Below are 21,034 nucleotides of genomic sequence, written 5' to 3'. Positions count from 1 at the left end.
ACCGAACGCTCGCCGGACACCGGCTGACCGTCTTTGTTGGGGAGGATCAGTGAAGGCTCGCCTGGGTGCCGTGCTGTTCGGCATAGGCGTCTTGTCTCTCGCAGTCGCCGCGGGAACGGCTTACTACGTGGCTCCGTCGGTGACGAAGCTGCCGTACGACCTCACGTTCTGCAACGCCGAGGGCAAGCCGGACGGCTGCCTCAAGGCCAGCGTCGCGGTCGCCGACAACGCCACGTTCATGCAGATCATCGACGGTAAGCCGACGATCCAGACCGGTCAGCTGAAGGCGACCACCGAGGTGGTGCCGCAGGCGTCGACGACCGAGAAGGAGATGACCGGCGACCTGGCCGGCGAGGCGGTCGTCTGGCAGGCGTACGGCCGGGTGGTCCGGACGGACAACGGCTCGGACGTCAGCCTGTACTCGGCCGAGCTGGCGCTCGACCGGGAGACCGCGGCGGCGCGGGCGTGGGACAAGCAGTTCCTCGACACCGACGGTGAGGCCAGCGACAACGACTCCGTGACCTTCGAGGGGCAGACGTACAAGTTCCCCTTCAACGCGGACAAGAAGGACTACCTGTACTTCGACCGTGACCTGCGCAAGGCGCTGCCGATCGAGTTCGACGGCACCGACAAGGTCAACGGCACCGACGCGTACCGGTACGTGCAGACGATCCCGGAGACCGAGCTGAACACGTCGTCCGGCTCGCTCTCCGCGTTGGCGTCCGCGCTGGCGCCGCCCGCCACCACGGGCAAGGTGACCTACAGCAACACCCGCACCATCTGGGTCGAGCCGACCAGCGGCAACTTCGTGAAGGTGCGCGAGCAGCAGAAGAAGACCTTCGTGCCGGACCAGGGCGGCACCGTCACCCTACTGGACGCGGACTTCGTCTACGACGACGCGACCATCGCCAACAGCACCAAGTCGGCCGGGGAGACCCGGGACAAGCTCCAGCTCATCAGCCGTACGCTCCCGATCGCCCTGGCGGTCCTCGGCGCGCTGCTGCTGCTGGTCGGTCTCTGGCTGGTCCTGGCCGGCCGCCGGGCGACGGGCGACGCGCGGCACCGGGCGGACGGCGGTCCGACGCCGGTCGACGCGCCGACCCGGCAGGAGGAGCCGGTGACGGACGAGCGGTCCGAGGGTGGCCCGCTCAGCGACGAGATCCCACCGGCGTCGACGAACTGGCGTGCCGAGGACGAGCCGACGGTGCCGGCCCAGCGTGCGACGCCGGACGAGGCGGAGAAGCGCTGACACCAGCGGTGTCACGGAGGGGCGGGTCGCTCGGCGACCCGCCCCTCCGCGTTTTCCCGATCACGCAGCGCACTTGTTACTGAATCGTAACTTATCGATGGTTTGACTGCGCTCCGTAATCTGATCGGCCCTCTTCGCCCTTTATGGGCCGCTGCTCGTCGGGGATCGCCGGACTCCCGCTGCACCCTGCGTGACCGCTCGCCGCAGGAGTGCGACACCGAAGTTACGGGACCGTAAGTGGGGTCTTGTGACCCACGCCTCAGTCGGTGCACCATCACTGCGCACCTTCGTTACTCGCCGGTAACAGATGCCGTGGCCCCCCGCAACGGGCCGGCACCCCCTCCCCTCGGCCGCACCGGAGCACCACCACCCCCACCCAGGAGGAACCCGTGCAGGATCGAATCGACAACCCGGGGCGTACCCGGTGGCGGCGCTTCGCCGCGATGATGGTGCCCGCGACCGCGGCCGTCGGCGCCATCCTGTTCGGCATGCAGTCGGGCGCGATCGCCGCCGACATCACCGTCTCCGGCCAGACCTTCAAGATCGCCGCCGACCGGCTCGAGGGCGACGGCTTCAAGCAGTACGGCGGGATCGTCAAGGAGAAGAACGGCCGGACCCACCCGGTCGCCCTCTCCGAGATCGACAGCGCCAAGCTCTACAAGCTCTGCCAGTCGGTGCGGGCGGACCTGCCCGGCCTGCCCGTCGTCCTCACCATCAACGCGGGCGACGACCAGCCGGCGACCGCCCGGGACCTGCTGATCGCGATGGACACCCTGGAGGGCAACGCCACCTTCAGCAACATCAAGATCGGCCGGGACGCCACCGACCTGAACCCGTCGGCCCAGGCCGGCTCCTTCGGCCAGAACAGCGAGAAGGTCAACATCACCGGCGTACGGCAGGTCTCCCGCTACACCACCGCCGCCACCTTCAACCTGACCGGCCTGCGACTGAAGGTCAACGTCGGGCAGGACGCCAAGGGCAAGGAGTGCTTCTGAGCTGAGCCGGGGCCCGTGGCGGGCGACCGCCGCGGGCCGCCGCTCCCGCCCTGCCTTCCCCGTCCCCGCTCCGCCAGGAGGAGTACGTGACAACCGCCGATGCGCCGCACGCCCCCGCCGGTGGCCTCACCCGGGCGTGGCGCGGATTCCGCCGCTGGCGGCGGAGCCGGCCGTTCTGGGGTGGCCTGCTCACCGCGCTGGCCGGGGTGGAGATGTTCGCCTCCACCAAGATGACGATCAACGGGCTCAGCTTCGCCAGTGGAGCCACCGGTCTCTACTCCCTGCTGATCCCGGTCATCCTGCTCACCTGCGGGCTGCTGCTCTGGCTCAGCCCGGGGCAGCGGCTCTTCTACTCGATCGTCGCCGCCGTCACCACGATCTACTCGCTGATGGGACTCAACCTCGGCGGATTCTTCGTCGGCCTGCTGCTCGGCCTGGTCGGCAGCGCCCTGGGTTTCGCCTGGACGCCCACCGGCCCGTCCGGCGGATCGGCCGGTGGCAGCGGGCACCGGCACGACGAGCCGTCCGCCGGGGAGCAGACCCTGGTGGACGACCTGCTGCCGGCAGGCGACCCGGGCGTGCCCGGGCCGCGCGCCGGCACCGGGCACGCCCCGCCGACGCCCCGGAGCGCCGCCCCGGCCGGCGACGCCGACCCGCCCGCCGGCTCGCGGGACCCGGGCTGGTTCGCGGTGGCACTGCTGGTGCTCGGCCTCGCGGTGAGCGGGCTCGTCGCGCTCCGGCCGTCGGCCGTGCACGCCGCGCCGGCCGTACCCGCCCCGACCGGGACCGCCTGCGCGACGGCGCCGGCCCGGCCGGCCACCCCGACCCCGTCGCCCAGCCGGAGCGCGTCGGCCAGTCCCAGCCCCACGCCGTCGCCGGAGCCGACCAGGGGCGGCAACATCATTCTCGACTTCTTCCGGGGGATCGGCGACCTGTTCACCGGCGGTCGCCGGGCCGAGCCGAGCGCGACGCCGTCGGCCGACCCGACGCCGGGGGCGAGGACCCCCACGGCGAAGGCCACCCCGAGCCCCACCCCGACCCGCCGGGGGAGCAGCACCTGCGCCCCGGCGAAGCCCGGCCGGTCCGACAAGGTCGAGCCGGGCAGGCTGATGCCGCGCATCGCGCCGGAGCCCGGCCAACCGAGGGTCGCCGAGCGCCCCTCCAAGCTGACCGGCTCGAAGGTGACCATGACCGGCCTGCGGTTCGAGGGGATCGTCGACCTGCCCACCGCGAACGGGACGCTCAAGGCGCTGAAGTTCAGCATGGCCAAGGCGGTCACCGACGACTTCAAGCTGGTGGCGGACGGTCCGGCCGGCCGCCGGCAGCAGTACGTGACGGACCGGCTGACCGTGCAGGGCGACGTCGCGTTCTACGCCGCCCGGTTCTCCGGCAAGCTCCTCGGCATCAGGATCACGCTCACCCCGGACCTACCGTTCCCGGACGGCATCCCGATCACCTCGCCGATCCCGATCACCTTCACCGATCCCCAGATCGACCTGGCCTTCGTCGACAGCGACACGCTGACCGCCCGGCCCGCCCTGCGGCTCAGCGTCCCCTGACCTTTCTCCCACCACCACAGGTGACCGGGGGCGGGTCGTCCCGCCCGCCCCCGGTCCCGCAGCTCAGAGCCGGGCCAGCGCCCGGCGCAGCGGGTCGAGCCCGAGCGAGCCGAGGTCCAGCGCCTGCCGGTGGAACTCCTTGAGGTCGAAGTCGGCGCCCTTGCGGGCCTTCGCCTCCTCCCGGGCCTGCAACCAGATCCGCTCGCCCACCTTGTACGACGGCGCCTGCCCCGGCCAGCCCAGGTAGCGGTTCAGCTCGAAGCGCAGGTTCTCGTCCGGCACCCGGCAGTGCGCCCGCATGAACTCCCAGCCCAGCTCCGGCGTCCACCGCTCACCCGGGTGGAAGCCGAACGGGTTGTCCTTCGGGATCTCCAGCTCCAGGTGCATGCCGATGTCGACGATGACCCGGGCGGCCCGGAACGCCTGGCCGTCGAGCATGCCCAGCTTGTCGCCCGGGTCCTCCAGGTAGCCCAGCTCGTCCATCAGCCGCTCGGAGTAGAGTGCCCAGCCCTCGCCGTGCCCGGAGACCCAGCAGAGCAGCCGCTGCCAGCGGTTGAGCAGTTCGGCGCGGACGGCGGTCTGCGCGACCTGGAGGTGGTGACCCGGTACGCCCTCGTGGTAGACCGTGGTCACCTCACGCCAGGTGGAGAAGTCGGTGATGCCCTGCGGCACCGCCCACCACATCCGGCCCGGCCGGGAGAAGTCCTCGCTCGGACCGGTGTAGTAGATCGCGCCGTCACTGGTCGGGGCGAGGCAGCACTCGATCCGGCGGACCTGCTCCGGGATGTCGAAGTGGGTGCCGTGCAGGTCGGCGATCGCCTTGTCGGCCAGCGCCTGCATCCAGTCCCGGAACGCCTCCTTGCCCTGGATGGTCCGGGCCGGGTCGGCGTCGAGCGCCGCGACGGCCTCGTCGACCGTCGCGCCCGGACCGACGATCCGGGCGGCCACCGCGGCCATCTCGGACTCCAGCCGGGCCAGCTCCGCGAAACCCCAGGCGTACGTCTCGTCGAGGTCGACCTTCGCGCCGAGGAAGTACTGCGAGGCCAGCTCGTACCGCTCCCGGCCGGCGGCCTGCTTGTCCCGACCGTGCGGCGCCAGCTCGGTACGGAGGAACTGGCCGAACTCCGCCGTCGCGGCGGTGGCGGCGGCCGCGCCCCGGCGCAGTTCGGCGCCGAGCGTGCCGTCCGCGCCGAGCCGCTCGACCAGCCCGTGGAAGAAGTTGTCGCCGTCCGGGTCGGTCCACACGTCGCACTGCTTGGCCACCTCGACCAGCTGCACCTTCGAACTCACCCGGCCGGCGGCCGCCGCCTCGCGCAGGGTGGTCTTGTAGCCCTCCAGGGCTCCGGCGAACCGGTTGAGCCGGGTGGCGACGTTCGCCTTCGCCTCGTCCCCCTCGGTGGGCATCAGGTCGAAGACCATCCGGATCTCGTGCAGGCCGCTGGCGATCACGTTGACCTCGCTGGTCACCTCGCCGGCGTCGTACCGGGCGAGGTCCAGGCCGAGGCGCTCCTGCATGGCCTCCTTGGCCGTCCGCTCCGCCTCGGTCTCCGGCTCGGTCACGTCGAGAGCGGCGAGCGTACGCCGGGTCAGCTCGGCCCGGGCCTCGTAGCCGGCCGGGGAGAGGTCGTCGAGCTGGTCGTCGTAGCCGGAGATGCCGACGTAGGTGGCGCCGGTCGGGCTCAGCGGGGCCCAGTCGGCCACGTAGCGGTTGGCGAGGTCATCGATTCGTCCCACGCTGCGACCCTACGTGACGCACCGGCCCCGATGTCGACCGTGTTTGGCGTGTTCAGGGCAGCAGCCGGGCGGGGGCGAAGTCGATCGGAAAGGGGTCGCGGACGCGCAGCCGCTGCCCGCCGACCGCCCGGGCGGCCGGTGCCCAGCCACCCCCGTCGGTACGCCGGAACAGCTCGGCCGTCATCCGCTGCGGTCGCCGGTCCAGCTCCACCCGGAGGAACCACGGCACGCCCGCCTCGGCGCACCGCCGCCGCCGGTCCACCCCCTCGGGCCGGCCGGTGACCGCCGGCGGCGCGGCACCGCGTCGGGCGGGCGGGGACGCGCGCCGGACGAACTCCACCGCCATGGCGCACAGCGCCGCCGGCACCCAGCGTTCCTCCTCGTCGGAGGCGGGCAGGGTGTGCAGGACGGTGACGTCCGGCTGGATCCAGCAGGTGGTGGAGAAGGTCAGGTTGACCCGCCCGAACACGTGCCGGCCGGCCGCCTCGGCCGCCGGTACGAAGGCACTGGCCAGGCTCGCCATGGCGATGCTCTCGGTGGCCGGCGGGAACGGGCTGACCACCAGCCGGCCGTCCACGCACTCGTGGCGGGCGCCGGCCAGCTCCCCGACCCGCAGGTGGCGTTCGGCCCGCTGGATCGTCCACCGGCCGTCCAGCTCACCGACCATGTCCGCCCCGCGCGTGAGCAGCATCAACCGCGACACCTCCCGGCGGATCAACGAGGCGGCGGCGCAGGGGTTCCGGGGCGGGCTACGGCAGCAGCTCCACCGGGTCGCGTCGGGGTACCTCCTCGACCGGTCGACGCCTCCCTCCGTACGACGGTGCCTGTGGTGGTCGACACGACGTCCGAATATCGCGGGACTTCGTCGTACCCCTGGGGCAGAGTGTCAGGGGTGACAGCCGACATCACTCCTGACAGGGCGCCGCTGCGCAGCTGGCTGCCGGGCTTCGTCGCCCTCGCGGCGATCTGGGGTTCGAGCTTCGTCTTCATCAAGGTGGGCATCGAGGAGCTGCACCCGCTGCACCTCACCCTCTACCGGGTCGCCACCGGCGCGGCCACCCTGCTGGTGGTGCTCGCCGTGCTGCGTGACCGGCTGCCGCGCGAGCCCCGGGTCTGGGCGCACCTGATGGTGGTCGCCGCCTTCGGCGTGGCGATCCCGTTCACCCTCTTCGGCTTCGGCGAGCAGCGGGTCGAGTCCATGCTCGCCGGCATCTGGAACGCCACCACGCCGCTGATCGTGCTGCCGCTGGCGGTGCTGGTCTTCCGTACCGAGCGGCTGACCGCGCGGGCGGCGGTCGGGCTCGGGCTGGGCTTCCTGGGCGTGCTGGTGGTGCTCGGCGTCTGGGAGGGCGTCGGCGGCGCGCACTTCGTCGGCCAGCTGATGTGCCTCGGGGCGGCGGCCTGCTATGGCGTCGCGATCCCGTACCAGAAGAAGTTCATCGCCGGCAGCGCGTACTCCGGGCTGTCGCTGTCGGCGGCGCAGCTGCTCGTGGCGACGGCGCAGCTCGCGGTCGTGGGGCCGCTGGTGGCCGGTGCGCCGCCGGTCCCCGCCGACCTGTCGCTGCCGGTGGTGGCCAGCGTGGTGGCGCTCGGCGCGCTCGGCACCGGTCTGGCCTTCGTGATCAATTTGCGCAACATCCGGGTGGCCGGGGCGAGCACCGCCTCCACCGTGACCTACCTGATCCCGGTCTTCGCCGTGCTGATCGGCGCGCTGGCCCTGGGCGAGCGGCTGAACTGGCACCAGCCGGTCGGCGCGCTGGTCGTGCTGCTCGGCGTCGCGGTGGCGCAGGGCCTGGTCGGCCGCCGCCGGCTCCGCCCGACCGTCGGCGCGGGCACTCCCGCCGTGCCGGCCGTCGAGCCCGTGGTCCGCTGACCCCCGGTCGGGACGCGGCCCGGCTCAGCGCCGGGTCGCGGCCCACCTGACCAGCCGCTCGGCTTTCCAGGTGTTGACCACCCGGTCGGCCGGCACGCCGCAGAGCGCCGCCCGCTCGCAGCCGAAACGCTGCCAGTCGAGCTGACCGGGGGCGTGGGCGTCGGTGTTGATCGCGAACCGGCAGCCCGCCTCCAGCGCCCGCCGGATCAGCCGCTTCGGCGGGTCCTGCCGCTCCGGCCGAGAGTTGATCTCGACGGCCACGCCGTGCTCGGCGCACGCGGCGAAGACGGCGTCCGCGTCGAAGTCGCTCTCCGCCCGGGTACGCGGCCGGTGCGCCCGGTCACCCGGGCCCTTCACCCCCGCCGGTCGGGACGACACCATCCGCCCGGTGCAGTGCCCGAGGATGTCCAGGTGCGGGTTGGCGATCGCGGCCAGCATCCGGCGGGTCATCTTCGCCCGGTCGTCGTTCAGCCCGCTGTGCACCGAGCCGACCACCACGTCGAGGCGGGCCAGCAGTTCCTCGTCCTGGTCCAGCGACCCGTCGGCGAGGATGTCCACCTCGATGCCGGTCAGGATGCGGAAGCCCTTCGGCAGCGCGTCGTTGACCGCCGCCACGTGGTCGAGCTGCGCGCGCAGCCGGTCGGCGGTGAGGCCGCGGGCCACCTTCAGCCGGGGGGAGTGGTCGGTCAGCACCAGGTACTCGTGACCCAGCTCGACCGCGGCCAGGGCCATCTCCTCGATCGGTGACCCGCCGTCGGACCAGTCGGAGTGGGTGTGGCAGTCGCCGCGCAGCGCGGTGCGCAGGGCGGTCGCCGCCGCGTCCAGGTCGGTGCCCTCGGTGGCGACCAGCCGGCGCAGGTAGACCGGCTCCTCCCCGGCCAGCGACTCGACCACGCACCGGGCGGTGACGTCGCCGACGCCGGTCAACTCGGTCAGCTTGCCGGTCCGGGCCCGCTCGGCGACCTCCGGCGCGGCCAGCCCGGCGAGCGTCTTCGCCGCGGAGCGGAACGCCCGTACCCGGTAGGTGGCCTCGTTGGCCCGTTCCAGCAGGAAGGCGATCCGGCGAAGGTCGGCGACAGGGTCCCGCGCGGTCATGCCCTGCAACCTACGCGTCCGCGCCGCCGGTCGGGGTACGACCGGCGGCGCGGACCTGGTGGTGGTGCGGTCGGATCAGGCGTACGGGAGCTTGACGAACGACTGGTCACCGATGCCGACGGTGGTCGGGTTGACGCCGATGGCGGACCAGACCTCCACCTTCACCGTGCCGTTCGACAGGTTGCCCAGCGCGCCGGTCGAGGAGAGCAGGCCGGTGTTCTGGGTGTAGTGCTCGTAGCCGGGCACCGGGTCGGTGGCGAAGTAGCGGTACGTCTCCACCCGGTCGAAGGTGCCGTCGCCGGTCAGGTCGTAGGAGACCCGGGTCTGCACCCCGTTGCCGACCGCCTGGTTGGCGTCGAGGAACAGGTCGAACGTGGTCTGTCCCCCGGCGTAGGTCATGTTCAGGCCGGTCGAGGTGAACACCAGCGGATTGTGCGGAGTTCCGTCCCGGTTGGTGCCGCCGGCGCCGGCGACCGTGACGGTCGACGGGGTGCCGGCCGCCGCGAGTCCCCCGGCGGGAAGCAGGTAGCGGGTCGGCGAGTTGCTCGGCGGCGTGGTGGTCGGGTCGGGGCTCGGGCTGGTCTCGGACGGGTCCGGGCTCGGGCTGGTCTCGCTCGGGTCCGGCGACGGGCTGGTCTCGGACGGGTCCGGGCTCGGGCTCGTCTCGGACGGGTCCGGCGAGGGCGAGCCCGACGGGTCGATGCCACCGTTGGCGTTGCCGCCGCTCCAGGTGTGCGCACCCTTGGTGGCGGTCTTCCCGGCGGCGACCGTGAGGCTGGTGCCGTCGGAGAAGGTGACCGTCAGCGGCGCGGCGGTGATGTTGCTGGCCACGTAGGTGCGGGCCCCGTTGCGGTTGAAGACCGCCGCCAGCGGGTGGTTGGCGGTGATGGACGTGTCGACCAGGCCCAGCGCGGCGAGGTTGCGGATCCAGTGGAAGGTGTGCGCCCGGCTCTCGCCCTCCTCCGGGGTGTACCCGGGGTTGGCGCGCAGCTTGGACAGCGCCGCGTCCGGGTCCCCGAGGGCCAGGAACTGCCAGAGGATGTCCTGCCACACGGTGGGTTCCCCACCGTTGTTGCGGACCAGTTCGGCGTAGTTGACCTTGTTGTACCCCGGGTTGTAGCCCATGTACAGGTGGCCGCCGGTGACCGGGAGCATGTTGATGCCCTGGATCATCTCCGGGTCGGCGCTGAACCAGGTGGCGTACGCGCCACCGTCACCCCAGACCATGCCGACCGTGGAGTGGCCGAAGTTGGCCGGGAAGTTCTCGTCGTCGGCGTCGAACCAGTACTCCTGGATCGCCGCCGCCTGGGTGGTGTAGATGAAGACGCCCGCGTCGCGTACGGCGGTGTTGCCGGTGGCCTGACCCCACTGGATCAGCGCGTTGGCGAAGTTCATCCCCTCGGACGAGGACTCCTGGTTGTTGCCGGCGTGGAACGAGCCGTGCCCGGAGGCCCAGTCGTGACCGGCGTAGATGTCGAAGTCGCGCAGGTAGGGGAAGCGGGTGTCGGCACGGCTGTAGTTGTTGGCGTCCCGGATCAGCAGGTCGACCATGCCGCCGTACTGGTCCTGCCTGGCCCAGGACGGGTCGAACTTGGCCAGGGTCGCGGCGGCGGCGATGAAGTAGCCGTAGTGGAAGTGGTGGTCGTTGAGCTCCAGGTCGGACCCGTACGACGCCGGGTAGCCGATCAGGGTGCCCCAGTTCTTGTCGTAGTAGAAGATCTTGGCGGTCTTGCCCGGGGCCGCGGTGAACCAGTCGTTGAGCGTGGTGCGGATGGCGTTCAGCGCGGCGGTACGGGTCTCCGTGTCACCGACCAGGTCGGCGATCTCGGCGATCCGGGCGGCCCGGCCGAGGCCCTTGCCGGTCCAGTAGGTGTCGCCACCGCGGGCGTCCATCGGGTTGCCCCGCAGCGCGGCGAGCTGGTCCTTGAGCTGGGCCAGGTCCGCGCCGCTGCCGGTGCCGACGGCGGGCAGCTCGGGCAGCACGCCGTGGTACTTCATCGAGGTGCGGAACTCGCTGACCCCGGCGAGCACCTTCATCCGGCCGCGGGCCGACGGGTAGGTCAGGGTGAGCGGGGTGGACCCGGTCAGCGCCTTCCACTGGTGCGGGTAGAGGCTGACCACCGTCTTCGTGGTGGTGCCCTCCTTGGCCTGCGTGGTGAAGGCGTACGTGGTGTTCACCGTGCCGGACGCCTGGTGGTAGGCGTACGAGACGCGGGTGCCGGTGATGTGGGCGTGCGCGTGCTGGCCGTAGGTGGCGGCCAGCTGGGCGCGGGCGGTGGCCTCGGTCGTCGGCGTGGTGGGCAGCAGGGCGATGGAGAAGTAGCCCTTGCCGGCCAGGTTGGACGTGATCCGTCCATTGGTGACCGACCAGCTGGCGCCGGTCGGGGCGTAGGCGACGTAGTCGTGGCCCTTGATGGTGAAGCCGATGGTGGAGCCGCTGTTGGACCAGACCGTGGGGCTGCCGCCGGTCGGGTTGATGTTCGCCTCGCCACCGCTGGTCTGGAAGTACGAGAACGGCAGACCGTGGCCGATGGTGGCGCGCATGGTGCGCACGCCGTCGCTCCAGTACGGGCTGACCGTCCAGTCGCTCCAGTCGTCGACCTTGACGATCGGCACGCCGAGCGCGGTCACGCCGACCCGGAAGTCCTCCGAGTACGCGTACTTGAACTCGCCCACCCCGGTGGCGGTGCCGCTGATGGTGGGGGTGGACGTGGCCGAGAAGCCGAGGCCGTCGCTGAACGCCTGGTACGACAGGGGGTGCGCGTGCAGCGGTTCGCTGTAGGAGCAGTTGGTCTTCTTCCACAGCAGGGACGACCACCAGTCGTTGGTGGGGATCGGCCCGGCCGGGGCGTTGGCGGTGGCGAACTGTCGGGGGTTGGTGGACATCTCACCGCAGCCGGCGGGGAGCGGACCCACCCGATCGGTGGTGTAGCTGCCGGCGCCGACGGTGGCAGCTTCGGCGCTGCCGGTGCCGGCGGTGAAGGTGAGGCCGGCGACGAAGACGGCGAGTGCGGTGGTGGAGGCGAGCACCCAGGGGGTGCGGCGGTGTGGGACGGGAGGTTTCATCGGTCCTCCAGCGCGCCGGGGTACGGGGTCGGCTGCGCAGTTCGTCGGAATCAAGGGGGTTTGTTACTTGAGAGAGCGCTCTCTCTGTGGCTCGGACGTTAACTGAGTCACAAGGCTTTCGTCAATGTGTCCCTCAGATGACGGAACCGTTGCCGGGCCTGGTCAACCGGCGGGCGGTGCCCCTGGGCAGCCGTGTTCGCGCTCCCACGCGTCGATCTCCGCGACCGGTGAACGGTTGCCGCCCCGGCGCCAGGAGTCCAGGTACTTCGCCGGCCAGACCACCCCGCGCCGGATCCACCAGTCGTCGCGCCCGGTGCACTTCGGCGACAGGCCGAAGTGGAGGTGGCAGACATTGTTCGCGTTGCCCGTCCGGCCCACCTCGCCGAGCTGCTGCCCGGCGCGTACCCGCACCCCGGCGTCCACGCCCGGGCTGATCACGCGCAGGTGCGAGCCGTAGTACCGCACCCCGTCGTCGCCGAGCAACGACACCGACAGCCCTCCGTTGAACGGCCCCCGTGGTCCCCGCTTGTCGAACCGGTCGACCCGACTCACCTCCAGCACCGTCCCGTCGGTCACCGCCACCACCGGCTCGCCGCAGTCGGCGAAGATGTCCGTGCCCGGGTACGTGGAGTGGGTCGGGTGGTAGGCGACGTCGTCGGCGCGTACCGGAAAGACCCGCCGGGCCGGCGACCGGCTCGGCGAGGGTGCGGCGGCGCGGGGCGTCGGGCTCGCGTCCGTCGCCGCCGGCTGCGCCGCGGTGGCCGGCGCGTCCCACACCGCGCTCGGCGGCGCCGCCGCCGGCCGGTCCCCGCCCGCGCAGCCGGCCAGCAGCGCCGGCACCAGCAGCAGGACCGGGTACGCCGACCGGGTACGACGGCGGTCGATCGATCGCGAGGACATCCGGCCATCCTGACAGACGGCTACGGTGGGACGGTGCCCGAGGAGCGCCGGGACCCGTGGACGGGGGCAGTGATGAACGGTCAGCACGCGTACCCGGCCGCGCCGGCGGCCGGACAGTTCCTGGCGCGTACCCCCTCGGGGTTGTTCCCCTCCGGGCCGCCGCGCCGGCCCACCTGGCGCGAGCCGCACCCGGTGACCGGCAGCGGGGTCGCCGCCGGCGCCGCCCTCGCCGCCGCCTGGCTGCTGCTCTTCGGCCTCCTCGGCCGCGACGTCGGCGGCTACGCCTGGTGGACGGTCCTCGCCGGCGGGATCGCCTGGCTGGCGTCGCTGGCCCTGGTCCGGTACGGCGACCGGGGCGTCGCCACCGGGGTGGCGATCGTCACAGCGGGTGGCTGGAGCATCGCGTTCGCGGTCGTGGTCGTCCGCTGGGCGACCAGCGCGAACTGGCCGATGTGGTGACCAGCGGTGATCGGTCCACTCCGTTTCGAACGCCATCTTGACGTACTCGCTGTGACTGGGGACGCTTTCCGGTATGGCCTGGACCACCCCGCGGCTCGACCCTGAGCGCAGCCGTCGCCGCCTGCAGATTCTCGCCGAGCTGGCGGGGGCCCGCGCGGTACGAAAGCGCGAGCGGCCGCAGCGGGAACGGACCGAGCAGCTGCGGCAGCTGATCGCGACCCGCCGCCGCGTCGCGGGCTGAGCCGACTTTCCAGGAATGACCGGCCCTTCGGGGCGTTGACCGGTCGCCTGCCGACCCGACCGGTTAACGTGCACGCGTAACGAGTCGGCGAGCTGTGCCGAGGCCATTGGGGGAACCGTGTCGTACTTCGCTGCCGCCGTGGTGCGCGTCGAGGGCGGCTGGACCGCCGCCGAGGTCAACCTGCGCGGCGCCACCGACGTCGACGACGTCGCCGACCGGCTGCGCGACGTCGAGCCGGACGCCGACGTCTCCCTGCTCTTCGTCGAGGCCGACGACACGTACCTGGTGATCCTGCGCCTGGACGAGGGGGAGGACCTGCGGATCTTCGGCTCCGACTCGGCGTACGCCGAGGAGTCCCGCCTGGGGTCGCTGCTCGTCGGCGACCTGAAGACCTCGGTCACCGGCCTGGACGACACCGAGGAGGCCCGGCCCGCCGGCGGCGCCGGCGAGGAGAGCGACCAGCCCGCGGTGGACCCGGAGGCCGACCCGGTCGGAGACGCCGACATCCTCGCCGACCTCGGCGTCTCCGCCCAGAAGCTGCTCCGGCTCTGTGCCCACGAGGGGATGCTGCCGGCCGACGTCACGGCCGAGGTGTGCCAGGTGCTCGGCTGCGCCGACGAGGTCGAGGAGCTGCGTGAGGTCTGAGCCCCCGGCACCGGGCGGGCCCGAGCCTGCCGGCGGCCGGCCCGTGCTGTCCGGCGGTGGCTCACCGCTGGCGGGCGCCGCCGAGCCGGCCGACGCCACCGACCCGGCCCTGGGCACCGTACGGCCGGGACAGCCCACCCCCGGCGCGGTCGGACGGGTCGGTCCGGGCGCGGACGAGGGGCTGGCCGGGCCGGAGGGTACGGGCCGCCGGCAGCGGCACGAGCTGTGGATGCGCCGGGCGCTGGAGGTCGCGGTCACCGGCCCGGAGCCGCCGGCCGGTGACTCCGCCCAGGTCGACGACGTGCCGGTGGGCGCCGTGGTCTACGGCCCGGACGGCGTCGAGCTGGCCGTCGGACGCAACGAGCGGGAGCTGACCGGGGACCCGACCGCCCACGCCGAGGTGCTGGCGCTGCGTCGGGCCGCCGAGCGGCTCGGCCGCTGGCGGCTGGACGACTGCACCCTCGTGGTGACCCTGGAGCCGTGCACGATGTGCGCGGGCGCGCTGGTGCTGGCCCGGATCTCGACAGTGGTCTTCGGCGCGTGGGAGCCGAAGACCGGTGCCGCCGGATCCCTCTGGGACGTGCTGCGCGACCGCCGGCTCAACCACCGCCCCGAGGTCTACGGCGGGGTGCTGGAGGCGGAGAACGCCGCCGTCCTGCGGGCCTTCTTCCGCTGACCCGCGCGACGCCTCCGCCCGGGCCGGCGCGGACCGACCGGGCCCGAGACGTCCCCGGGCCGACTCAGCCCCGGCACCGACTCGGTCCCGGTCCTGTTTCAGTCCCGGACTCGGGGCCGGTCCCGCCTGAGGCCCGGTGCCGCCCGGTGCTGTCCGAGGTCCGTGCCGTCTCAGGCCGGGGTCGGGGCGGGGCGCAGCAGGGTCGCGGCGACCGCGCGGGCGGCGTCGGTCCACCGGGTGGGCCGCAGGGTCGCCGGGTCCAGCCGGACGATCGCCCGACGGCCCTCGGCGTGCACCACCCGACCGTCCGGCGAACGGAACTGGTAGCCGTACTCGGCGCTGCTGGTGCCGAAGTGGTCGAGCCAGAAGTGCACCGCCACCGGCCCGGTCCCGGTGATCGGGGCCCGGAAGGTGATGCTGAACTCGCGTACCGCGTGGAACACGTCGGGGGCGCTGGCCGAACCGCCCTGGAAGGAGATCCCGCGAGCGGCCCAGTACGGGGTCAGCGCGCGTTCCAGCAGCACCGCGTACCGGGCGTTGTGCAGGATGCCGAGGGCGTCGAGGTCGTCGAAGTGCACGGGGACGTGCTCGACGTGACCGAACTCGACGGCGGGCGGGTCGATGACGGTGTGGGTCACGGGAGACCACCTTCCGATAGCAGGGTGGGATCGGGGCACAGCGCCCGGAGGCGGTCCAGCAGACCCTGGCGGGCGTGCCGGTAGGCGGTGTCGGGGTCCAGCAGCCGCGAGCGCATCGCGGCGGCGATCCCGAGGGCGTCGATCTCGTACGCCAACTGCGACACGTCGGTGTCGGCGGGGAGCTCGCCGGCGTCCACGGCCTCCCGGACGAGCCGTTCGAGGAACGCGGTCCACCGGCCGAACACCTCGGCGAGCCGGTCCCTAACCGGGCCGGGACGGGCGTTGAACTCGAAGTCGGTACTGGCGAAGAAGCAGCCGCCGGGGAGCACCCGGGCGGCGTAGAAGTCGATCCGGGCCCGGTGCAGCGCCCAGAGCCGCCGTACGCCCGCCGGGGCGCGCAGGCCCGGCGCGACGATCCGCTCCTGCCACTGCTCGACGGCCCGGTCGACGGTGGCGAGCTGGAGCGCCTCCTTGGACCGCCAGTGCGCGAAGAGGCCGGACTTGCTGACGCCGAGGGTGTCGGCGAGCCGGGCGAGGGAGAGCCCGTCGAGGCCGACCTCGGTGGCCAGCACCACGGCGGCGTCCAGCGCCGCGCTACGGGTCCGATCGCCCCGTGCGAGGCGTCCGTCGACTGTCATGGGAGGAGCCTAATAAATAAGCACGACCGGTCGTACAGTTTACCCGGGTGACCGTGGTCACCCGGGTACGACACCGCCCCGCCGCCCGGGCGGACGGCGGGGCGGGCGAGGCCGGGAACTCAGGCGATGACGGTGTCCAGGGCGATCTCGACCATCTGGCCGAAGGTCTGCTCGCGCTCCTGCGACGTGGTCTTCTCGCCGGTCTTGATGTGGTCGCTGACGGTCAGGATGGTCAGCGCCCGCGCCTTGAACCGGGCCGCGATCGTGTAGAGCGCCGCGGACTCCATCTCGACCGCCAGCACGCCGTAGTCGGCGAGCGCGTCGTAGAGGTCGGGCCGGTCGGTGTAGAAGGCGTCCGCCGCCAGGATCGGGCCCACGTGCATCTGGATGCCGCGCCGCTCGGCCACCTCGACCGAGGTGCGCAGCAGGCCGAAGTCCGCCACCGGGGCGTAGTCGATCAGGCCGTCGAAGCGCATCCGGTTCATGTTCGAGTCGGTGGACGACCCGATCGCGGCGACCACGTCGCGCAGCTGGAGGTCCTCGGTGAGGGCGCCGCAGGAGCCGACCCGGATCAGGGTCTTCACGCCGTACTCGTTGACCAGCTCGTGGGCGTAGATCGAGGCGGACGGCATGCCCATGCCGGAGCCCTGGACGGACACCTCGACGCCGTTCCAGCGGCCGGTGAAGCCCAGCATGCCCCGGACCGTCGAGTAGCACGTGGCGTCCTCGAGGTAGGTCTCCGCGATCCACTTGGCCCGCAGCGGGTCGCCCGGCATCAGGACCCGCTCGGCGATCTCTCCCGGCTTCGCGCCGATGTGCGTACTCATGGCAAAGATCCTGCCAGGCCGGCCGGAGGGATACCGGTTCGGCATCCGAACCCGTGGTCCTGTACCCTCGTCGGCGGTGGCGTGTCCGAGTGGCCTAAGGAGCACGCCTCGAAAGCGTGTGAGGGTTTACGCCCTCCGCGGGTTCAAATCCCGCCGCCACCGCTCGTGAACAGCGAGGACGCCCGGTCGATCCGCGAGGATCGCACCGGGCGTTCCGCTTGTGGTCTCATTTTCGGTCCCAGTTGCCGCTGCCGGGCCACGAGGCAGGATTACGACAAGCCTCGCTCACTCCTCGCGTGTCACCTCGACCGGCGGCACGGCTGGCTCGTGCGCGAGGGCATCCTCGTACCTGCACCGGGGCCGCCCTCGACGCCGGCTGACGTGGGGACATTCGGCCGTACGGCCATTGATCAGCCGTCGTCCGTCTGCTTTGCTCCGTCGCAGTTGACCTTAAGTTTCACCTCTCACTGCGTTGGAGAATCCATGTCCCCGGTTGATGCCGTCAAATCCGTCCTCTCGCAGTACGCGGGCTTCCACGGCCGCGCTCGCCGGTCCGAATACTGGTGGTTCGCCCTCTTCTCTGTTTTGATCAACATTGTCGCCGCGATCCTGGACGGTGCGCTCGGGACCAGGATCGGGTCGGATCCGGACTCCACCGGGGTCATCGGACTCATCGTCACCCTGGCCCTGCTGCTGCCGAGCCTGGCGGTTTCCGTGCGGCGACTCCACGACACCGACCGCTCGGGTTGGTGGCTGTTGATCGGCCTCGTGCCCCTCGTCGGGTTCATCGTCCTGCTCGTGTTCTTCGTGAAGGACGGCACGCAGGGGAGTAACCGGTTCGGCGCCGACCCGAAGGACGCTCCGCACGCCGCCGCTCCCAGGATGGCCTGACCGGGCACACCGGCTGGGCTGGCGTTCGCTGGAGTTGCGCCCGGCCAGGAAGGCCGGCCGGCGGCGGCAGCAGATCGCTGTCGTCGCCGGCTGGGTGCAATGCTCCCCGGGGCGTTCCGCTCTCCCTTCTGCGCCTCGCGGGGGAAGGCCCCCGCATCGACCGCCCGGCGGACGCGCCCGTCCGATCGGGGGCCCACCTACCGATCGCCCAGTTATCGCCGTTTGTCCATGCCCCAGCAGGACCAGGCCGGGGTGCCCGGTGCGGCTGAGCGCGACGACTACTTCGGCTACTCGCTGGCGATCGGCAAGGTCAACAACAACCGCTGCAACGACCTGGTGATCGGTGCGCTCCGGGAGAACGACGGCGTGTCCCACCACGGCAGCGGCATGGTGACCCTGATGTGGGGTTCGCCGGGCGGAGTGTCGTCCACCGGCGCCACCTCGGTCACCGGCAGTGCGGTGTACGGCGCCGCCGGCGGAGGCGATGTCATCGCCTGGCACCTGGGCGCGACGCTCGCCATCGGCGACGCGAACGGTGAGGGGCTGGGCGAGGTCGTGGTCGGTGCGCCCGGCGCGCAGACCCCGCACCTCAACGGCGGCCTGGTTGCGGTCTTCACCGGGCGTACCGCCGGATTGTCCGGCACCGCAGTGCGGATCTTCACCTGACACGCCCGGCTACGCGTCCGGTTCGATGGTTCCCTTCCACGGCTCCACGGCGGGCTCGTGCCGCAGTTCGTCTCGTGGAGCGGGGCCGGCCTGCGTACCGACCGGGTCTGGCCGATGGGGTACGGCGAGCGGATCGCCGGGCCGCAGAGCGGCGGCGGCTTCTGATCGGCGGCACCGTCAACTGAAGCGCCCGGCCGGTCCGTCAGGACCGGCCGGGCGCTCGGTGTGTGCGGGCTGTGGGGTGGGCCGGGCCCGCAAGGGGCCGGCCCACCCCTGCTTCAACTGGTTGGGGTGGCGGCGTCGCGGTGGGTCAGCCGGTACGTGGCGTCGACTGCGTCGGACTCCAGCAGCACCGTGACCGGGCCTGCCGGGAGGGTGCAGGTGACGGTTCGCTCGACAGCGTGTCCGGTCGGACCGCAGTATCTGATCCCCCGGCTGTCGATGACCGACAGACGAGCGTCGCCGGTCCCCGAGGTCCGCGTCCAGGTGAAGGACTCCCGGGCAGCGTGCTCGTCCGCCGGGACCGACCAGCAGGCCACGAATCGATCCGCGCCCGTGGTGGCCGTGGCTCCCGTGTCCCCGCGCGGCAGCACCGCACAGGCCGGCGGACCGTCGACCCGGCTGAAGGCCATCGTGTACGCACTGACGGGGCTGCCCTCCGGGCCGGTCAGCACCGCGTGGAACGGCGCCTCGCCGGTCAGCTCGCAGGTGTACTGGCGCAGCGAGGAGTAGTCGCACAGGTATTCGCCGGTGGCGTCCACGATGGTGATCTCGGGGCTCGCGTCGAAGGTGGTGTCACCCGGCTGCGACTGGACGATCCGGGACCCAGCAGGGCTGGCCAGCTGGAGGCAGTTGACCTGTCCGGCGGCCGGGAACGTGCCCCGGTGCGGCGCGTCCCGCCAGCCGTTGTCCGACACCGGCGTGCAGTTCGACGGGGCCCAGGGCAGGAGGGCGACAGCGTGCCGGACATCGTTGTCGATCACCTCTCCGGTGCCGCGGTCGCCCAGCACCAGGGTGTACCTGCCGGCCGCGGGGATCTCGCACCGGCCGGTGCCGCAGACCCGGAGGCCCGCCTGGTCGTACACCCGGCCGTACCTCTCATAGTTGTCGTCGCCGACGGCATGGAGCCGGTAGGTGCCGGCCGTCGCGACGTCCAGGGTGCGGCAGCGGATTCCACCGAGGCCGCCTGCGGGCCCCGTGCCGTAGGCGCCGGGCGTCACGGTGGGGCAGCCGACGGCGTCGGAGAGCCGACGGACCTGCATCTTGTACGTGAGGTCGGTGCTGTCGTCGTCCCAGTTGGCGAGGTACGAGACGACCCGGTACGTCCCGGTGGCCGGCACTACGCAGCCGTCCTGCTCCGACCACTCGGTGCAGAGCACGGTGCCATCGGCGTCCACCAGCCACGCCGCCGCTTCGTTGTACCGGTCCGGAGCGGTGTACGTGATGATCCGGTCGCCGGCTTCGGCGTGGAACGGCTGGCAGTTGGTCTGCACCGGCGAGGTCTGGTGAACGACCAGGGCGGCCGTCTCCCAGGAGGTGCCGGTTGCCGGGACACACCCGTCGATGCGGTGCAGCGCGGTCACGGCGACCTGGTAGTCGACCGCGTTGCCGACGTCGTTCCGGTTCTGCACCAACAGGATGTACGTTCCGGCGGCCGGCAGGAAGCAGTGGCGGGCGGACGAGTACTCGTCGCAGATCCGCTGCCCGGTGGCGTCGTACACGCCCCACGACAGGTACTGGTCCTGGTACCGGTTGAAGCGGACCACGACGGCGCCGGCGGCGTCGGTGGTCAGCGAGTGGCAGGCCACCTCTTCCGGCGCCGCCACCGAGCCCTGGCCTACCGCGGCACCGGGGTCACCGAACGGGGCGAGCGGCACCGTCGGGCAGCCGACCGCCTGCGAGAGGCGCGGCATCCTGAGGGTGTACGCCGCCTCGTTGCCGTAGGACTCGTGGAGGAAGAGCCGGTAGGGCCCGGGTTCGGTCAGGGTGCACTCGGTGGTGTACCGGATCGGGCATCCCAGCGGCTCGTACCGGCCGTCGAGGATGCTGGCCTGCACGTCACCGGTGCCGCTCGGGTCGGCCAGGTGCAGCCGGGTGCCGGTGGGCTGGTCGAACTTGAAGCATCGGGCGGCCAGGCCGGCCGGGAGGGTGCCGCTCACGCCCGCCGAGGCGAACGAGAAGAAGGGCTCCGGCAGGGTGTCGCACTCCGACGGCGTCCGCATCGACTCGACCGAGAGGGTGTAGGACCCCTCGCCGGTCCCGTACGTGGTCGTCACCGTGAGCGTGTACGTGCCGGCGGGGCCGAGCCGGCACTCGTTGAGGTAGGCGCCGACGTGGCAGGTGAACCCGCCGTCCCGGTCGGTCACCCGGGCGCCGACGCCGCTGCCTGAGACGGAGTTGAGCCTGGCGAGCAGGGTGTCCGAGTCGACGGTCGTGGTGAAGGTCCAGGCATTCTCCTGTGCGCCGACGATTGAGGCACAGGTCTCGACCTTGCCGTAGGTCAGCTTGCCGCCACAGGGGGCGGAGCCGGTGGGCCGCCGCTTGGGCGGGGCTGCGATGGTGGTCGACCGGGCCCGGGTCGGCGTCGTCGCTCCGGTGGTCGGCGCGGTGGCCGGGGACGCCGTGGAGGACGTGGCCGGCGGTGTGGCGGCCGGTGCGGGGGCAGGTGCCGCCGCGAGCGCCGTGGTCGGTCCGATCAGGAGGGCCGAGATGGTCATCGCGGCTGCGGCGACCATCGCGAGCGGTGAACGGCTCTTTCTGTGCCGGATCTCCGGCCGGGCGGACAGGGCTGTCCTCACATCACACTCCCCGTGAGACACCGCGCCGTCTGCGCGGGCGAGCAGATGATTCCATGCCGGTCGATCGTCGACAATCGGCTTCCG

19 protein-coding genes and 1 tRNA gene are annotated in these 21,034 nt (G+C 72.2%); 11 read left to right on the top strand and 9 right to left on the bottom strand.

Features of this window, described 5'->3' with window-relative positions:
- Nucleotides 1-49: 49 nt before the first annotated feature.
- From GA0070614_RS14995 to GA0070614_RS14985, 3 genes are all read left to right on the top strand, one after another.
- Nucleotides 50-1,249, top strand: coding sequence for a DUF3068 domain-containing protein (locus GA0070614_RS14995; protein WP_088976542.1), 1,200 nt, complete (start codon nucleotides 50-52; stop codon nucleotides 1,247-1,249).
- 389 nt (nucleotides 1,250-1,638) lie between these two features.
- Nucleotides 1,639-2,244 (top strand): DUF6230 family protein, encoded by a 606-nt coding sequence (locus GA0070614_RS14990; RefSeq protein WP_088976541.1) that lies wholly within the window; start codon nucleotides 1,639-1,641, stop codon nucleotides 2,242-2,244.
- Nucleotides 2,245-2,330: 86 nt separating this feature from the next.
- Entirely contained in the window at nucleotides 2,331-3,803 is a 1,473-nt protein-coding gene (locus GA0070614_RS14985) for a DUF6114 domain-containing protein (protein ID WP_088976540.1), read from the top strand.
- A 63-nt stretch (nucleotides 3,804-3,866) separates the two neighbouring features.
- Here the strand turns inward: GA0070614_RS14985 and GA0070614_RS14980 are convergent, their stop codons facing one another.
- Both GA0070614_RS14980 and GA0070614_RS14975 read right to left on the bottom strand, forming a co-directional pair.
- Entirely contained in the window at nucleotides 3,867-5,537 is a 1,671-nt protein-coding gene (locus GA0070614_RS14980; RefSeq protein ID WP_088976539.1) for a DUF885 domain-containing protein, read from the bottom strand.
- A 52-nt stretch (nucleotides 5,538-5,589) separates the two neighbouring features.
- Nucleotides 5,590-6,228 (bottom strand): Uma2 family endonuclease, encoded by a 639-nt coding sequence (locus GA0070614_RS14975; protein ID WP_157745000.1) that lies wholly within the window; start codon nucleotides 6,226-6,228, stop codon nucleotides 5,590-5,592.
- A 201-nt stretch (nucleotides 6,229-6,429) separates the two neighbouring features.
- Here GA0070614_RS14975 and GA0070614_RS14970 point away from each other — a divergent pair, with 201 nt between their 5' ends.
- Nucleotides 6,430-7,410 (top strand): DMT family transporter, encoded by a 981-nt coding sequence (locus tag GA0070614_RS14970; protein WP_172892441.1) that lies wholly within the window; start codon nucleotides 6,430-6,432, stop codon nucleotides 7,408-7,410.
- Between the two features lie 24 nt (nucleotides 7,411-7,434).
- Here GA0070614_RS14970 and GA0070614_RS14965 read toward each other — a convergent pair whose 3' ends face one another.
- The 3 genes from GA0070614_RS14965 to GA0070614_RS14955 form a co-directional block, all read right to left on the bottom strand.
- Nucleotides 7,435-8,505 carry a PHP domain-containing protein gene (locus GA0070614_RS14965; RefSeq protein ID WP_088976537.1) on the bottom strand — a complete coding sequence of 357 codons (1,071 nt, stop codon included), beginning with the start codon at nucleotides 8,503-8,505 and terminating at the stop codon, nucleotides 7,435-7,437.
- Between the two features lie 75 nt (nucleotides 8,506-8,580).
- Nucleotides 8,581-11,571 carry a glycosyl hydrolase gene (locus GA0070614_RS14960; RefSeq protein WP_088976536.1) on the bottom strand — a complete coding sequence of 997 codons (2,991 nt, stop codon included), beginning with the start codon at nucleotides 11,569-11,571 and terminating at the stop codon, nucleotides 8,581-8,583.
- Between the two features lie 162 nt (nucleotides 11,572-11,733).
- Nucleotides 11,734-12,471 (bottom strand): M23 family metallopeptidase, encoded by a 738-nt coding sequence (locus GA0070614_RS14955; protein ID WP_088976535.1) that lies wholly within the window; start codon nucleotides 12,469-12,471, stop codon nucleotides 11,734-11,736.
- A 72-nt stretch (nucleotides 12,472-12,543) separates the two neighbouring features.
- Between GA0070614_RS14955 and GA0070614_RS14950 the strand changes: the two genes are divergently transcribed.
- The 4 genes from GA0070614_RS14950 (at nucleotide 12,544) to GA0070614_RS14940 (ending at nucleotide 14,492) form a co-directional block, all read left to right on the top strand.
- Entirely contained in the window at nucleotides 12,544-12,930 is a 387-nt protein-coding gene (locus tag GA0070614_RS14950; RefSeq protein WP_088976534.1) for a hypothetical protein, read from the top strand.
- Between the two features lie 73 nt (nucleotides 12,931-13,003).
- Complete coding sequence (locus GA0070614_RS30590; RefSeq protein WP_172892440.1) at nucleotides 13,004-13,171, top strand: hypothetical protein; 168 nt, start codon at nucleotides 13,004-13,006, stop codon at nucleotides 13,169-13,171.
- A 117-nt stretch (nucleotides 13,172-13,288) separates the two neighbouring features.
- Entirely contained in the window at nucleotides 13,289-13,816 is a 528-nt protein-coding gene (locus GA0070614_RS14945; protein ID WP_088976533.1) for a tRNA adenosine deaminase-associated protein, read from the top strand.
- A gap of 229 nt (nucleotides 13,817-14,045) precedes the next feature.
- A complete protein-coding gene (locus tag GA0070614_RS14940; protein ID WP_088979442.1) occupies nucleotides 14,046-14,492 on the top strand; it encodes a nucleoside deaminase in 447 nt (148 codons plus the stop codon).
- A gap of 170 nt (nucleotides 14,493-14,662) precedes the next feature.
- On the opposite strand, the gene GA0070614_RS14935 is transcribed toward GA0070614_RS14940, so the two are convergent.
- From GA0070614_RS14935 to deoD, 3 genes are all read right to left on the bottom strand, one after another.
- Nucleotides 14,663-15,130 (bottom strand): acyl-CoA thioesterase, encoded by a 468-nt coding sequence (locus GA0070614_RS14935; protein WP_088976532.1) that lies wholly within the window; start codon nucleotides 15,128-15,130, stop codon nucleotides 14,663-14,665.
- Complete coding sequence (locus GA0070614_RS14930) at nucleotides 15,127-15,768, bottom strand: TetR/AcrR family transcriptional regulator (RefSeq protein WP_088976531.1); 642 nt, start codon at nucleotides 15,766-15,768, stop codon at nucleotides 15,127-15,129. Before GA0070614_RS14930 ends, GA0070614_RS14935 begins: the two co-directional genes overlap by 4 nt.
- 119 nt (nucleotides 15,769-15,887) lie before the next feature.
- Nucleotides 15,888-16,595, bottom strand: a complete 708-nt coding sequence (gene deoD, locus GA0070614_RS14925) for a purine-nucleoside phosphorylase (protein WP_088976530.1) — start codon at nucleotides 16,593-16,595, stop codon at nucleotides 15,888-15,890.
- 75 nt (nucleotides 16,596-16,670) lie between these two features.
- Between deoD and GA0070614_RS14920 the strand changes: the two genes are divergently transcribed.
- The 3 genes from GA0070614_RS14920 (at nucleotide 16,671) to GA0070614_RS14910 (ending at nucleotide 18,152) form a co-directional block, all read left to right on the top strand.
- Nucleotides 16,671-16,757: transfer RNA gene (locus GA0070614_RS14920), tRNA-Ser, on the top strand.
- Nucleotides 16,758-17,078: 321 nt separating this feature from the next.
- Nucleotides 17,079-17,486, top strand: a complete 408-nt coding sequence (locus GA0070614_RS14915) for a DUF805 domain-containing protein (protein WP_088976529.1) — start codon at nucleotides 17,079-17,081, stop codon at nucleotides 17,484-17,486.
- A gap of 228 nt (nucleotides 17,487-17,714) precedes the next feature.
- Nucleotides 17,715-18,152 (top strand): hypothetical protein, encoded by a 438-nt coding sequence (locus GA0070614_RS14910; protein WP_197701445.1) that lies wholly within the window; start codon nucleotides 17,715-17,717, stop codon nucleotides 18,150-18,152.
- A gap of 278 nt (nucleotides 18,153-18,430) precedes the next feature.
- On the opposite strand, the gene GA0070614_RS14905 is transcribed toward GA0070614_RS14910, so the two are convergent.
- Nucleotides 18,431-20,950, bottom strand: a complete 2,520-nt coding sequence (locus tag GA0070614_RS14905; RefSeq protein WP_157744999.1) for a hypothetical protein — start codon at nucleotides 20,948-20,950, stop codon at nucleotides 18,431-18,433.
- Nucleotides 20,951-21,034 lie beyond the last annotated feature (84 nt).

It is taken from the genome of Micromonospora coxensis (assembly GCF_900090295.1).
GTDB classification, from domain to species: domain Bacteria; phylum Actinomycetota; class Actinomycetes; order Mycobacteriales; family Micromonosporaceae; genus Micromonospora; species Micromonospora coxensis.
The sequence above is the reverse complement of the archived record's forward strand: the minus strand, read 5'-3'. Positions and strand labels throughout refer to the sequence as shown.

Excerpts from the sequence above, each read along its gene's own strand:
- GA0070614_RS14975 (WP_157745000.1), bottom strand. The coding sequence starts at position 6,228 with ATGCTGCTCACGCGCGGGGCGGACATGGTCGGTGAGCTGGACGGCCGG.
- GA0070614_RS14965 (WP_088976537.1), bottom strand. The coding sequence starts at position 8,505 with ATGACCGCGCGGGACCCTGTCGCCGACCTTCGCCGGATCGCCTTCCTG.
- GA0070614_RS14960 (WP_088976536.1), bottom strand. The coding sequence starts at position 11,571 with ATGAAACCTCCCGTCCCACACCGCCGCACCCCCTGGGTGCTCGCCTCC.
- GA0070614_RS14955 (WP_088976535.1), bottom strand. The coding sequence starts at position 12,471 with ATGTCCTCGCGATCGATCGACCGCCGTCGTACCCGGTCGGCGTACCCG.
- GA0070614_RS14950 (WP_088976534.1), top strand. The coding sequence starts at position 12,544 with ATGAACGGTCAGCACGCGTACCCGGCCGCGCCGGCGGCCGGACAGTTC.
- GA0070614_RS30590 (WP_172892440.1), top strand. The coding sequence starts at position 13,004 with ATGGCCTGGACCACCCCGCGGCTCGACCCTGAGCGCAGCCGTCGCCGC.
- GA0070614_RS14940 (WP_088979442.1), top strand. The coding sequence starts at position 14,046 with ATGCGCCGGGCGCTGGAGGTCGCGGTCACCGGCCCGGAGCCGCCGGCC.
- GA0070614_RS14930 (WP_088976531.1), bottom strand. The coding sequence starts at position 15,768 with ATGACAGTCGACGGACGCCTCGCACGGGGCGATCGGACCCGTAGCGCG.
- deoD (WP_088976530.1), bottom strand. The coding sequence starts at position 16,595 with ATGAGTACGCACATCGGCGCGAAGCCGGGAGAGATCGCCGAGCGGGTC.
- GA0070614_RS14915 (WP_088976529.1), top strand. The coding sequence starts at position 17,079 with ATGTCCCCGGTTGATGCCGTCAAATCCGTCCTCTCGCAGTACGCGGGC.
- GA0070614_RS14910 (WP_197701445.1), top strand. The coding sequence starts at position 17,715 with ATGCCCCAGCAGGACCAGGCCGGGGTGCCCGGTGCGGCTGAGCGCGAC.